14 protein-coding genes are annotated in these 14,307 nt (G+C 36.1%); 7 read left to right on the forward strand and 7 right to left on the reverse strand.

Features of this window, described 5'->3' with window-relative positions; all coding sequences use genetic code 11:
• Positions 1-56: 56 nt before the first annotated feature.
• The 5 genes from BKP56_RS05430 to mvk form a co-directional block, all read right to left on the reverse strand.
• Positions 57-551 carry a hypothetical protein gene (locus BKP56_RS05430; RefSeq protein WP_072694156.1) on the reverse strand — a complete coding sequence of 165 codons (495 nt, stop codon included), beginning with the start codon at positions 549-551 and terminating at the stop codon, positions 57-59.
• A gap of 56 nt (positions 552-607) precedes the next feature.
• Positions 608-1,660, reverse strand: a complete 1,053-nt coding sequence (fni, locus tag BKP56_RS05435; protein WP_072694157.1) for a type 2 isopentenyl-diphosphate Delta-isomerase — start codon at positions 1,658-1,660, stop codon at positions 608-610.
• Positions 1,661-1,751: 91 nt separating this feature from the next.
• Positions 1,752-2,828: a phosphomevalonate kinase gene (locus BKP56_RS05440; RefSeq protein WP_072694158.1), complete on the reverse strand. Its 1,077-nt coding sequence runs from the start codon at positions 2,826-2,828 to the stop codon at positions 1,752-1,754.
• A gap of 60 nt (positions 2,829-2,888) precedes the next feature.
• Positions 2,889-3,863 carry a diphosphomevalonate decarboxylase gene (gene mvaD, locus BKP56_RS05445; protein ID WP_072694159.1) on the reverse strand — a complete coding sequence of 325 codons (975 nt, stop codon included), beginning with the start codon at positions 3,861-3,863 and terminating at the stop codon, positions 2,889-2,891.
• Entirely contained in the window at positions 3,856-4,809 is a 954-nt protein-coding gene (mvk, locus tag BKP56_RS05450) for a mevalonate kinase (protein ID WP_072694160.1), read from the reverse strand. Before mvk ends, mvaD begins: the two co-directional genes overlap by 8 nt.
• A 296-nt stretch (positions 4,810-5,105) precedes the next feature.
• Between mvk and coaA the strand changes: the two genes are divergently transcribed.
• Both coaA and BKP56_RS05460 read left to right on the forward strand, forming a co-directional pair.
• Entirely contained in the window at positions 5,106-6,029 is a 924-nt protein-coding gene (coaA, locus tag BKP56_RS05455) for a type I pantothenate kinase (protein ID WP_072694161.1), read from the forward strand.
• A gap of 12 nt (positions 6,030-6,041) precedes the next feature.
• The gene (locus tag BKP56_RS05460; protein WP_072694162.1) at positions 6,042-6,227 is read left to right on the forward strand and encodes a hypothetical protein; all 186 of its coding nucleotides are present in this window, start codon (positions 6,042-6,044) and stop codon (positions 6,225-6,227) included.
• Positions 6,228-6,275: 48 nt separating this feature from the next.
• On the opposite strand, the gene BKP56_RS05465 is transcribed toward BKP56_RS05460, so the two are convergent.
• Positions 6,276-6,584 (reverse strand): hypothetical protein, encoded by a 309-nt coding sequence (locus tag BKP56_RS05465; RefSeq protein WP_072694163.1) that lies wholly within the window; start codon positions 6,582-6,584, stop codon positions 6,276-6,278.
• A gap of 108 nt (positions 6,585-6,692) precedes the next feature.
• Entirely contained in the window at positions 6,693-7,616 is a 924-nt protein-coding gene (locus tag BKP56_RS05470; RefSeq protein ID WP_072694164.1) for a LysR family transcriptional regulator, read from the reverse strand.
• 445 nt (positions 7,617-8,061) lie between these two features.
• Between BKP56_RS05470 and BKP56_RS05475 the strand changes: the two genes are divergently transcribed.
• From BKP56_RS05475 to BKP56_RS05495, 5 genes are all read left to right on the forward strand, one after another.
• Positions 8,062-9,654 carry an acyl CoA:acetate/3-ketoacid CoA transferase gene (locus BKP56_RS05475; protein ID WP_072694165.1) on the forward strand — a complete coding sequence of 531 codons (1,593 nt, stop codon included), beginning with the start codon at positions 8,062-8,064 and terminating at the stop codon, positions 9,652-9,654.
• On the forward strand, positions 9,647-10,876 hold the full coding sequence (locus BKP56_RS05480) for an L-lactate MFS transporter (protein WP_072694166.1): 1,230 nt from the start codon (positions 9,647-9,649) through the stop codon (positions 10,874-10,876). Before BKP56_RS05475 ends, BKP56_RS05480 begins: the two co-directional genes overlap by 8 nt.
• A gap of 43 nt (positions 10,877-10,919) precedes the next feature.
• Positions 10,920-11,852, forward strand: a complete 933-nt coding sequence (locus tag BKP56_RS05485) for a nitronate monooxygenase (protein ID WP_072694167.1) — start codon at positions 10,920-10,922, stop codon at positions 11,850-11,852.
• 193 nt (positions 11,853-12,045) lie between these two features.
• Complete coding sequence (locus BKP56_RS05490) at positions 12,046-12,741, forward strand: response regulator transcription factor (protein ID WP_072694168.1); 696 nt, start codon at positions 12,046-12,048, stop codon at positions 12,739-12,741.
• The gene (locus BKP56_RS05495; protein WP_072694169.1) at positions 12,738-14,132 is read left to right on the forward strand and encodes a sensor histidine kinase; all 1,395 of its coding nucleotides are present in this window, start codon (positions 12,738-12,740) and stop codon (positions 14,130-14,132) included. Before BKP56_RS05490 ends, BKP56_RS05495 begins: the two co-directional genes overlap by 4 nt.
• Positions 14,133-14,307 lie beyond the last annotated feature (175 nt).

Here is a 14,307-nt window from a genome sequence, read left to right on the forward strand (position 1 = left end):
AAAAAATGAGTGCATAAGTGAAATAGCAGTTTGAAATTAAAAAAGTATAGTAATGATTATTTGAGTGAAGGTTTTTTTAGGATCTTTTCTCCTAAATAGTTCGCCCATTGTTCTGTCCAGCAAAAAGAGTAAGGGACACCATATTTTTTACGCATTTTTTGATATCTGGGTAATCTAGCCCACGAAAAAGAAACAAGTCCGATTAGCGGTAAATACAATGGACCCAGCAAGAGGGATTGATAAGTATGTCCATATTCATGTACGGCCATCCTTTCGCAGTTTTGCTGAAATTGTTTTTTATCTCTGCCTTTTAAAAGAGCAAGGTCTGATTCATTTGGTGTAAAAATAAATAGACCCAAAGAAACACCGTCTGTTCTATTCCATTTGGTACGGATACTACCATGGTAAAAAGTATGGGGATGTTTATAATATTTAAGATATAGTAGAAGTCCGAGTATCGTCTGAGGCAATCCCCATGAGAATTGTATAAGAATATAGATCAGTCTCCAAAGGAGTATGATAGTTTTATTTTGAGATAGACTTTTCTTCATAAGAATCCTTTCCTTAATCAAGAGACTGAATAAACTAATAAAAAATACGTTTCTCGTTATGAACGAGAAGCGTATTTTTGTATTGAGATATTTCGAGCTGCACACCACTGAGATGATTGACCAGATATGATTAAATCAGTTTTTTGAAGATCTGATACTGATTTGGCCCCTAAAAGAGTCATAGTACTAGCTAATTCGGACTTCCAGCCCAGGATAGTTTCGATTGTCTGGTCTACATCTTCCAGAGCCATGTGCATAAATTGACTAGACAGTCCTGTTAAAGAAGCACCTAGGGATAATGCTTTAATGATTTCAATTGGTCGACGAATACCGCCGGAGGCAATGATATGAGCATGCTGAACGACTTCTTGGGCTTCTAATAGTGATTCGACAGTTGTCTGACCCCAAGATTCAAGATCGTCAAGTTTCTGATTAGTTCTTCTATAGTTTTCGATTTGCGCAAAGTTTGTGCCACCGCTGCCGCTGATATCAATTAGCTTGATGCCGATAGATTCGAGCAGATGAATCGTCTCTCTACTCATGCCGAATCCGACTTCTTTTGCGATGACTGGAACATCAAGACCTTCAGCAATCTCTTGAAGATTACTGATCCATTCAGAGAATTCCCGGTCACCTTCAGGCATCACGATTTCTTGTGGTGCATTGATATGAATCTGCAGTGCATCAGCTTGAAGGATATCAACGACTTTTTTAGCATTTTTCAGACCATGTCCAGCACCTAAATTAGCAAAAACTAGCCCCTTGGGATTAGTTTCTCTTACCACTTTAAACGTACTCTCTTGTTCTGGATCTTTCAAAGCAGCACTAACAGAACCAGTAGCAATGGCTAAACCTGTTTCACGCGCAATAACAGCAAGTTTTTCATTGACCTTACCTGTCCAGCGGCTACCGCCTGACATGGCGTTAATGAAGAAGGGAACTTCGAAATCCAGTCCATTGAAGCTTACGGATAAATCCACATTTTTTACATCCATCTGGGGAAAAGAATGATGCACGAATCGAACATCTTTAAATGAAGACACTCCTTGGTCATAAAATTTTTCTGATAGAGATACATGTTCATTTTTACGATTATTTTGTTTTGGCATAGTGTTTTCTCCAATATGTCAGTTTAAAAATCTTCTGAAACGCTCAAATTATTTTTAGAATTATATTTTAATTTACATACTATTAATTTTATCATGAACGAGTATAGACTTGTAGAGGAAGCAGGGTAATATCATGTTCTTCCCACTTTGAAACTAAATCAAGCAAACTGGCTTTACGATCAAACAAGGCGATTCCACAATCTCCTCCACCGGCTCCAGAAGATTTTGCTGCACCATTATATTGTTCAGCAAAATCACATAAAGTCTGTAACGCAGAAGTTTCAATCGGAACTCTCGTACTTTCACTCATATTTTTTAAAAGCAGACGATTCTGTCTAATTTCTTTTTGAATGGCAGAGAGATCTTTATCTCTAAAAGCACGAATCATATTTTCTACACATGATTTACTTTCTTGTAAAAAGAATTGATAGTTCTCTTCTTTGGCTTCTCTTTTAGCTCTAACCTGATCAACTAGGCTAGTTGTAGAAGCAGGAGAGCCCGTCCAGCCAATTAAAAGTTTTAATTCTTCGGGAGGAGATAATTGTTCCAACATAAAAGCAGGCCAGTCTAATTCAATTAGGGCTGTGATGCTATGGGTATTTAGCTTTTCTCTGACCCATTCTCTATCAAAGCTGCTGTATGCTAGCCAACCGGTATATGTTGCGGCTGCAATATCTCCAAATGATCCATTACTTTTAACGGATAGATGAGCGAGAACAGATAATTTGAATACGAGGTCATCGGTTATATCCAAATCATAATATTTAAGTAAAGCTCTGACTGTTGCTACAGTAACCGCAGCGCTGGATCCCAGGCCATATTTCAGCCCGTTTGAGCTGTCTAATTCGCTTTCTACACCAAGATGATAAATAGACAATTCTTTTTTACACTCTTTTACATAGCGCTCTGTATAATCAATAGCGGCCAGTAAATAGTGAAAAGGATTTTCTCTTTCATCTACGACCATCTTCCCATTTTCTCTTCTCCACTGTAACGGGATATTCGAATAATGTGAAGAATGAATGGTACCAACTGTTTCTGAATGACTTACTTTAACGGTCAAAAACTGGTCCACGGCTACTAATATAGCAGGGTGACCAGGTTCGGCCACTGCATATTCACCAGCAATATATAATTTGCCAGGAGCCGAGGCTACTACTTGATTCATTCGATCCGATCCTTTTCTAATTCGATTTTGGTTTATGCATATGTATGTTAGAAAACTAGACTATTCATTTTCTAACACTTGGATTCCAGGGCCAGGTTTAGCAGAAATAATTTGCTCTTCATCAAAATAAGACATTAATGCTTTTTTGATTTTACTCATTTCAGACTGTTTGCAAATAACCTTAACATTGGGTCCGGCATCCATTGTAAAATAAACAGAATAGCCTTCCTTGCGAAGTGTACGAACTGCTTCCATTGCTAACATACTATCGGCTGTCCAATACGTAAAAGGAGGCTGAGCACCTAAAGTTGTTGCATGCATTTTCAAAGCATTCCGTTCTGCAATTGCGCCTACTTTATTGATGCTTTGTTCTGCTATAGAAATCTTGATGTCTGTCAAATCCTGATCAAGGGTAGCTAACCATCCATCATAGAAAGGGGAGGTTGCAACGGTCCTTTGCATACCATCTCGACTAGATACGTCTTTTTTCGCTTGTTTAACAATAATAAAAAGCATGCCAATATCCCAGTCAGCATTATCAATAGGATGTGCAAAAGAAGTCTCGTCGTTTGTACCTTTTTCCCATTCAACAAATCCGCCATAAATACTTCTAGAAGCTGATCCGGACCCTCTGCGTGCGAGACGAGAAAGTTCTTTTGAGGATAAATTTAACCCTGCAGCAGCGCTAGCAGCGCCTGCTAAAGCAGCTAAGCCGGAAGCTGAAGAAGCTAAACCAGCAGCTGTCGGAACATAATTGATACTTTCAACAAGGGCAAAATCAGTAAAATCAGCTTTATCTCTGACAATGTCCAAAATAGTAGAGACTTTTTTTAAGGCTATGCTGTCTTGTTTTTCACCATCAAGAATCAGCTGATCTTCTTTTAGAGAAGAGTCGAATGTAACTTTAGTATCTGTATAAAAAGCGTCTAATGTCAAAGAAAGAGAATTATTTTTTGGAATAATGAATTCTTCGTTTTCTTTTCCCCAATATTTTATCAATGCAATATTTGTATGTGCACGTACCCATTTACTCATGTGTATTGACTCCTAATGAATGGATCCAAGTTTCAACGGCTCCATTCTTCATTAATTCAGTTGCGATATGTTTAGCTTGATCGAACGTTTTGGCTAAGGCTATCATACAGCCTCCTCGACCACTTCCGGTTAGTTTAGCGCCAAGCGCCCCTTGCTCTAGAGCAGTTTGGACTAAGTGATCTAACTTTTCATTACTAACACTTAAATCAGATAAATGACGATGAGCTTTTGAAAGAATCCCGCCTAATGCAGCTATATCATCTTCTTCAATTGCCGACTTTGCTTGAGCCGTCAATGAACCAAGTGATGAAATAAGAAGTTTTGTTTTTCTTTTAGATTTTCTCAGCAACTTTGCAACGTCTTGGACGGCTTCTCGTGTCTGTCCTTTTAAACCAGTGTCAGCAGCAATTAGATAACCAGTGACCTGTAAGTCGAATGTTTCAGGAGATTTTGACTTGATAAAATATACAGGTTTTGTACCGCTTGTAATACGAGCATCTAAACCACTAGGGTTTCCATGAGCAATTTTTTCCGAGATTCCAATATAGTAAAGTAAAGTTTCATTGTCCAAAGAACATTCAAAGAAATTATATAAAGCACGAATTAGAGCAGTTGCTACTGCTGCACTAGATCCCATTCCTCTTTCAGGGGGAATAAGACTGGATACTGTAATCAGCATGCCAGAAGTATCCACATTTAAATCTTCGCAAATTGTTTCAATTGTACGTCTAAGGTTATATAGGGAAACAGGAGTACTTGCTAGTGGTCCGTTATAATAACTGGAAAAAATTTTGCTTTCTCCTTCAATAGCTTTTATGCGAACTTCTACATTAGCAGCCGGGAAAGGAAGAGCGATTGCGGGTTCATTATAAACCACTGAATGTTCTCCAATTAATATAATCTTTCCGTGAGCCGTTCCAATGGCTTGATCGGAGAGAGTTTTCATCCTGTCAACTCCTTATAAGTTCTTTTATATAATATAATTCAGATATACCGTCACATGCGTGTAGTTTAATCCTACTATATTTGGCTATTATACTCCAATATATCGTACCAGTTTAAGTTTAAAATTACTTAAAGAAACCAAAAAATAGTATGATTACCGAGAAAAAAATAGAAAGTACTTGAAAGATAAAAATATAACCATTTTTTAAGCGCTTTACGATAATGATAGTCAAGAACGAAAAATTTTGGTAAACTTGTACTCGAAATCGACACTATAGGAGCGGAGGATTTAACCGCATGCAAGAATCAGATACGTTTTATATTATTGAAAGAGATGAATGGAAAGCATTAAACGAACATACTAGGTTAACCTTAACAGATGAAGAAGTAGAATCCTTACGTTCATTAAATGACCGGATTTCTTTGAAAGATGTTAAAGAGATCTATGTACCGATTCTTCAAGTTCTGCACACCCATATCAGATATTATGATGAACGACAGCGAGAAATGAAAATATTACTAAATCAGCCTGCTAAAAATGATCCTTATATTATTGGCATAGCTGGTAGTGTGGCGGTAGGGAAAAGTACATTGGCTAGACTGCTTCAGACTATGATCGACCGGGCATATCCGAATAGAAAAGTAGATTTGATTACGACAGATGGATTTTTGTACCCAAATGAAGTATTAAAAGAAAGAAATATTTTGGACCGCAAAGGATTCCCTGAAAGTTATGATATGAAAAGATTAATTACGTTTATGGGAGATGTTAAAAGCGGCCGTAGAAATATTGAAGTCCCTGTATATTCGCATAAATTTTATGACATTGTTCCTGACGAACAGGCCGTAATTGATCAGCCGGATATTTTGATTGTCGAAGGAATCAATGTTCTGCAACTTCCAGCGAATGAGAAGATTTTTGTCAGCGACTTTTTTGATTTCAGTTTTTACGTAGATGCAGAACCCGAAAGAATCGAAAAGTGGTACTTGGAACGATTCGGACTGCTTTTAGATACGGCTTTTCAGAATCCTACTAATTATTATTATGATGTAGCCATGGGAAATCGAAAAGAAGCTTTTGAGATGGCTAAAGAGGTTTGGCGTGATGTTAACTTGACCAATTTAGAAGAATATATTCTACCAACTCGATTCAGAGCTGACATGATCATCCATAAAACAACGGATCACTATATTGACCAGTTACTATTGAAAAAACACTAAAAGGAGGTCATTATGGAAGATTTATTCTTTACATTTATGCCTATATTAATGATTGTACTTTATCTGGCAGTTCCAGCAGCAGTTAGTATCTTTTTTCTGAAACTATGTTATGACATGGTGAACTTAACAAAGGAGAAAAATAATAAGCTGGAACGACTGGTTCGCTTGCTGGAAGAACGCAAGCAAGAAAATAAATAAGCACTTAAATAAGAACCGGCTCGCTGCATCCAAGTGAGCCGGTTCTTATTATCTTGTTAAGTTCCTGTTTAGTATAAATAATGCAGTAAAATTCAACAAAATGGTCATAACTAATAGAGTAGAAGAAACGACTGCCATAGTTTGAGCCGTATCCATTAACGCACTCCAATCTTCGATTGTGACAACATAATTTGTATAAATAATTTGAAAACATAAAGCAATACCACAGGAGGATAAACTCCATATTGCGTCCCAATAGAATTCTATTGCTTTTGTTTTTGGATTGAACAAATTAAATAGAGGTAATCCCCATGCCAGTAAACCGAATACCAAACTTCCAACATTTAATAGTCCCATATTTCTAAATAACCTCCATATGTATTGTAGTTAATAAGTGAAGTATACATATCTCTAAGATATAAATAGATAAAAAACTATTAATTAATTATTAACTTTATTTAAATTTCAACGAGCATATATATCTTTTAGTGATTCTCGAGAGCTTTCCATGAATGCTTTATCGCTTGCTGATAAGGATTTATTCTTTTTATGTGCTGCAAAATAAATTGTCATTAAATCTTTTGTTTCAAAGTCATAGATGTTGTAATGTTTGAAAGATTCATTTTCAAGTAGAGCACTCTTTGGAAGAAAAGTGATACCCATTCCTTGTCTAGCTAATGCTGCAACTGTTCCAATATTATTGCTTTCCAGCACAATATCAGGACTGATATCATGCTTATCGAAAAAGAGATCTGTCTGTTTTCGAATGGCAGAGTGATTACCGGTCAAAACATACTTTTCATTATTTAATGTTGAGATTGGAAAAGGAAAAAGACTTACTTCTGTTTTGTCAATCTGATAAAGTGAGCTTGATTCTGGCACAATCATGCACCATTCATCTCTAGTCAGTTCTTCGTAAGCTAATTTCTTATTTGTTGCAGGATCCATTCCTAAATATAAATCGATTTTATTTTCAATCAAATCAGATTCGGAAATAGAAGGGTTTTGTTCAATTAATTCTATTTTGATCCCAGGAAATTTAGAATGAAAAGCAGGTAATATCAAAGGGAGTAAAAAGGACCCCATGATTGCATGAACACCTATTCTGATTCTGCCATAATCTAACTGGGATACTAAAGAAAGTTCATTGACCATTTCAGTATATCGGTTACGTATTTTCTTTAAGTGGTATAGGTAGCGTTCGCCTGCGTATGTTAGTCTTAGTGGAGAAGCGTTACGATCTACAAGTTTTGTATTCAGTTCACATTCCACAGAACTAATTGATTTACTTAAATAAGGTTGTGAAATGTATAACTTTTTAGCAGCTTGAGTAAATGTTTTTTCTTGTATCAGTGTCTCTAAATATAAAATCATTGTTTCTGAATGCATGGTTTTTCATTCCTTTTTATGAACTTCTTCCCTATACAGATAGTATCTAATCCAACGTGAAATGTCTAGGGAAATCTATAAAATCAATGTTAACAGGATACGGTAATTTTATCCGTACTACTGTTAAATTGAATTTTCTTATAATCTAAAAGTAAAAAAATATTCTTTTTTTAAAAATTACTATATAAAAATAATAACCATCAAAATTGTGAATTTATTATATAACTTTTTTGTTATTGAATACATGAATAAAATAGAATTTTATTTTATAGTCTTTAATCGATATAATTCTCCTTGTAAACAAATAGTTAATAAGTGAGCAAACAAATTCAAGATTTATAATTTTAATTTATGTAATCCATTGATAAATGTTTTAAAAACTTATTGAATATATAAATTATTTTTTTATTTTTATTAGTGAAAATATTAACAAAGGAGAATGGGTATGTCAAAAATTATAACAGCAGAACAAGCAGCAAAATTAATACAAGACAATAGTACTGTGGCATTAACAGGATTTGGTCTAGCTTGTGTGAATGAAGAAATGGCGATTTCTATCGAGGAACGCTTCAAAAATGAAGGGCACCCGAAAAATCTGACGATGGTTCACGCCAGCGCTGTAGGAGACCGTCATGAAAAAGGTATGAGCCACTTAGCACATGAAGGATTAATTAAACGATGGATCGGAGGCATTGTTTCTGCATCACCAAAGATCAGTGAGTTGATTACTGAGAACAAGTGCGAAGCATACAACTTACCACAAGGTGTAATTGCTCAATTATATAGAGAAATTGCGGCTAAACGTCCTGGGCTTATAACAAAAGTAGGCATGAGAACATTCGTGGATCCGCGTTTGGAAGGTGGAAAAATATCTGAATGTACAACGGAAGATATTGTCAAACTGATTGAAATCGACAATGAAGAATGGCTCTATTATCCAACTTTTCCAATCAATGTAGGATTAATCAGAGGAACTGTAGCAGATGAAAAAGGAAATTTGACACTCGAAAAAGAAGGACTACATATGGAAGTTCTTCCGGTTGCTCAAGCAGTGAAAAATTCAGGGGGAATCGTTATAGCGCAAGTTGAATCAGTTGCAGCTGCTGAAACATTGAAAGCAAAAGAGGTAAAAGTACCAGGTATTCTTGTAGATTATATTGTTGTTTCAAAACCTGAAAATCATTTCCAGACCGAGAGTACTCACTACAATCCCGCTTTTGCAGGACAAATCAGAGTACCGCTAAACACTGTGGAATCTCTACTCCTAGACGCAAGAAAAGTTATTGGACGTCGTGCAGCAGCAGAATTGAAACAAGAAGCTGTCTTGAATCTAGGTGTAGGAATTCCTGTAAATGTTTCGATTGTAGCTGCGGAAGAAGGAATTACTGATAAATTGTATTTAACTACCGAAGCGGGATCAATCGGTGGCATACCTGCTGGATTAAGTAACTTTGGACATGCTTATAACAGCGAAGCAATCATTGATCACCATGCTCAATTCGATTATTACGATGGAGGAGGTCTAGATCTGTCTGTTTTAGGATTAGCTCAAACCGATCAATATGGAAATGTAAATGTATCAAAATTTGGCAACCGGGTCTCTGGATGTGGTGGATTCATTAATATTTCTCAAGCCGCAAAAAAATTAGTCTTTGCTGGAACTTTTACTGCTGGTGGATTAAAAGAAGAGGTCCGAGATGGAAAATTGACAATCTTGCAAGAAGGAAAATCTAAAAAATTCATTCAAGATGTCGAACAAGTAACATTTAGTGGACAATATGCATATGAAGTTGAGCAAGAAGTCTTATATGTGACTGAACGAGCAGTTTTCGACTTGAAAGACGGTAAGATGCGATTAATTGAAATCGCACCAGGAGTAGATTTAGAAAAAGATATCTTAGGACAAATGGAATTTGAACCAGTCATCAGCAAAGATTTGAAAGAGATGGATTCAGCAATGTTTGAAGAACACTGGGGTAAATTAAAAGATATTGTAATGAACCCGAAAGAAGATGAAAAGGAGATCATTCATGCATAAAGATTTGAACAGATGGATCGTTTTAATTAGTTCTATGGGAATATTAATGTGTACGGGAGCTATATATGCTTTCAGCATTCTTGCTGGTCCCCTTTCAGCTGATACTGGATGGACAATGGAAAATGTCATGATCGCCTTTGCAATCAATGCAGCCGTCGGCCCGATTCCAATGATCTTAGGTGGATTTCTAACAGATAAAGGATGGTCAAAATGGAGCATTATGGCTGGTGGGATTTTATTTGGACTAGGATTTACTTTATCAGGGACGGCAACTAGCTTGGTACAGCTTTATTTTTACTATGGAATAATGGGCGGGATTGGACAAGGATTCGCTTATTCAGGTTGTTTAAATAATACACTTAGATTGTTTCCTGATAAACGCGGTTTAGCTTCAGGCCTGATTACTGGAGGAATGGGCGGAGCAGCAATTATTGCCGCTCCTATCGCAAATAGTTTAATTCAAAATGTTGGTGTTCACCAGACTTTCATTGGAATGGGACTTGCGTATACGCTGATTAGTTTCTTGTGCAGCTTATTTATCAAAGCAGCTCCAAAAGACTTTACACCTAAAAATATGCCTGTTATTCAAGGAAATACGAATAAGTCAGATTTTAAAAATAATAATTGGAGAGAAATGCTGCAGTCAGTCAATTTTTATCTAATTTTGTTTATGTTGGCAATGGGGGCATTTTCAGGTTTGATGATTGCTTCCAATGCTTCTCCAATTGGTCAAAGTATGTTTGGATTAACCGCTGCTGCAGCTGCCGGGTATGTTAGTTTATATTCCTTGAGCAACACATTGGGTAGGGTAATATGGGGTGGAATATCAGATAAGTTAGGTCGATCAAATACAATTAACATTATGTACAGTGTAATCATTTTGACCTTTTTTGTTCTGATATTTATCCGCTCAACAGCTGGATTCACAATAGGAATCATCGGATTAGGACTTTGTTTTGGTGGTGTAATGGGCGTATTCCCGTCATTAGTCATGGAAAACTTTGGACCAAGGTATCAAGGGGTTAATTATGGAATTGTATTTATCGGATACTCAGTATCTGCTTACTTTGCACCAAAAATTGCAGCAAGTATGGCTGCATCAGCTAATGGAGATTTTACGAACGCTTTTTACGTAGCCATAATAGTTGCAGCGGGCGGATTAGTATTAAATATCATATATATATTGAATAAAAGAAAAAATATAGTTTTATCAGAAATATAAACAAGTTTTAGAAAATCAATAATATCTAAGGAGAGAATGGAATATGAGTATCTGTAAATTGTTAGGAATAGAGTATCCGATATTTCAAGGTGCAATGGCACGCATTGCAACCGCTGATTTAGCAGCTGCTGTATCAAATGCTGGAGGCTTAGGAATTATTGCTTCTGGTGGTATGTCGTCAGAGCAATTACGCGAAGAAATCAGAAAATGTAAATCAATGACAGAAAAACCATTTGCAGTTAACTTAATGTTAATGATGGAGAACTGTGGAGAATTAGTGGATGTATTGATCGAAGAAGGTGTACGCATTGTTACAACAGGTGCGGGAACGCCGAAACGGTTTATGCCTGTTTTTAAAGAAAATGGTGTAAAAGTGATCCCTGTCATACCATCTGTTAAATTAGCGAAAAAAATGGAAGAACTTGGTGCGGATGCAGTCGTTGCTGAAGGAACAGAAGCTGGTGGTCATGTTGGAGAAACCACTACCATGTGTTTAGTTCCACAAGTTGTTTCAGCAGTCAATATTCCAGTGATCGGTGCTGGAGGAGTCGGCGATGGACGCAGTATAGCAGCGATGTATGCACTAGGTGCACAAGGTGTTCAAGTTGGAACACTGTTCTTGACAGCGGAAGAATGTCCAGTTCCCCCCGAATTCAAGCAAGCGGTATTGGATGCAAATGATACTGCAACAGTGGTGACAGGACGTAGAAGTGGAGCACCCGTTCGTTCAATCAAAAATAAAATGCTGACTAAATTTATAGAATTAGAAGAACGTAATGCTCCGCGAGAAGAAATAGAAGCTATTGCCTTAGGTTCATTGAGCAAAGCAGTTTACGAAGGTGACGTAGAAAACGGATCAGTAATGGCAGGACAAATTACAGGAATGATGAAAGATATCCGTCCAGCAAAAGAAATCATTGAGTCATTGTTCAGATCAGCTGAAGAACTCGTATCTAACTTAAAAGTCTCTTATTAATTAATTGATTTTCAAAAGAAATTGACGAGATAAATAGTAATTAGACAAGTACTTTTATTAAACAAGGTTATAGATTGTTTAATAAAAGTACTTTTTACTGTATGTCCACAGGATTCTAACAAGATTGCCACACTTTAACGTAAATTTTATTCAGAATCTCTTGTATACTATAACTAGAATAGGGGGAAATAAAGTGGCTGAAAAGATATACGTTGCTGAAGATGAAGCAACCATCAGAAAAACGGTAAAAGCTTTTTTAGAGAGTGAAGGTTACGAAGTAGAAGATTTTGAAAATGGCGATCTACTATTCGAAGCGTTCTTGAGAGAAGAATCAGATCTGGTTATATTAGATGTGATGATGCCGGGATCTAGTGGATTTGATATTACTCGAAGTATCCGAGAAATCAGTGCGGTACCAATCATCTTATTAACAGCAAAAGATAGTGATCTGGATTATGCGACTGGTATCAATCTGGGGAGCGATGATTACTTTACTAAACCATTTAGTGCAATTGCACTCAATATGAGAGTCAAAGCAATGCTGAGAAGAGTGAAAATGGATCAGCAAATACAGAACAAAACAAATGAAGAACCCTATGTATTGGGGAATGTAACATTAGATTATAAAACAATGAAAGTTACAGTAGGCAAAGAAATCATAGAATTGACCCCTAATGAGTATAATGTGTTTTTGTATTTGATGAAAAACAAAGATCGAGCAGTCTCAAGAGAAGAATTGCTGGATTCAATATGGGGATACGGAAAGGATATTGAAACAAGAGCTTGTGATGATACGATTAGACGGCTAAGAAAGAAACTGGAAGGCGCCTCATTTAAAATCGAGACAGTATGGGGCTATGGGTTCAATCTGAAGGAGATAGGAAAATGAGAAAGTCCAAGCCGGGTAAAAAAAGTATCCAGTTCAAACTAATGAGTATGGTAACAAGTTTAATGATTGTAACGTTTGCTATTGTAATTTTAATCTTTAATTTATTATTTACACAGTATATTGAAACAACTGCTACTGATCTACTGTCTTTGTCCAGTCAGAATATTAGTATGGGACCTAGAAGAGATGAGACAGATTCTCTCGGAATTAACGATGATGAAATCATAAGAGATAATAATCCTGCCTTTGCTGTATCAGTAAATAGAGCTTTTATCACTGAGGATTATCAAATCATTTTTTCTGCAGATTTCCCAGTCAATATACAACAAGATACTGACTCCAGGAATTTTGTGGAAGGTTTACAGAATCTTGAGGTTCCCTTAGAGAAAGTGGAGAATGCCAGGTTAAACTGGAATGATAACCTCTATTATTACACAATGACAGCAGACGAAAGTGAATCTGGACAAACGGCGGTTTACTTTATTAATATGACTGATCTGTACAATCTTGAAAATTACTTAAATCTTATCTTGTTTTTTGTCATGCTAACAACTCTTGTATTAGCCTTGGTCGTAACGTATTTTATTTCTCTGCGCATATCGAATCCGATGAGAAGTTTAGCAGTATTCGCTAAACGAATAGGCGAAGGAAATTATGATACAATCAATGATGAATTTTCTGATCAAGAATCACATGAACTAAAACTTGCCATGAATGAGACAACGACTAAATTAAGACAATATGATGCAGAGCAGCGGGCATTTTTCCAAAATGCTTCTCATGAATTAAGAACCCCATTGCAGATCATCAAAAATACAGCAGAAGGTATCCAATACGGTATAGTTGAAGACAAAAATGGAGCAGAAACAATTAAAAAAGAAACAGATAAATTAACAGATTTGGTAGAAGATATTTTATTTCTCTCAAGGCTGGAATCCAAATCACCGGATAGATTGACTAGTATCAATGACTTAAGAGAAACATTATCCTATACAGCTGAACGTTATAAGCGACTGTTTGAAGAAAAAAATATACAGGTGAGTTATGACTTTTCAGAAAGTCCTGTTCTTTATAAGTACGATGAAAGAGAGTTAGAACGAACTTTTCAGAATTTACTTTCTAATGCCTTAAGATATGCGGAAAATTCCATTCGTATAACTTGCAAAGAACAAGGTGAAAGAATTATTTTAAGTGTCTATAATGATGGAGAAGCAATCAGTGAAAAAGATTTACCTCATATATTTGATCGGTTCTATTTTGGAAAAAAAGGCGTACATGGTATTGGTCTTTCAATCGTAAAAGCCATCATTGCTTCATATGGTGGTCGTATTGAAGTATCTTCTAATTCAACAGGGACAACTTTTACAGTTTTTCTAAATAAACTTAGTTAACCACATAAATTAAATGTTTAAAGCAGCTTATATCAGTATCGAGCAGTTCACAAAAGGTGAATTACTCGATACTTTTTTGTTTACTAAATCATTTTTTAATTGCGGTATTTTTACCGCAATTTTCTATCAAATTTACGGAGAATGAAAAATAGTAATCACGTATTATAAACACATG

The sequence above is a fragment of the Marinilactibacillus sp. 15R genome (genome assembly GCF_001895285.1).
Lineage (GTDB): Bacteria > Bacillota > Bacilli > Lactobacillales > Carnobacteriaceae_A > Marinilactibacillus > Marinilactibacillus piezotolerans.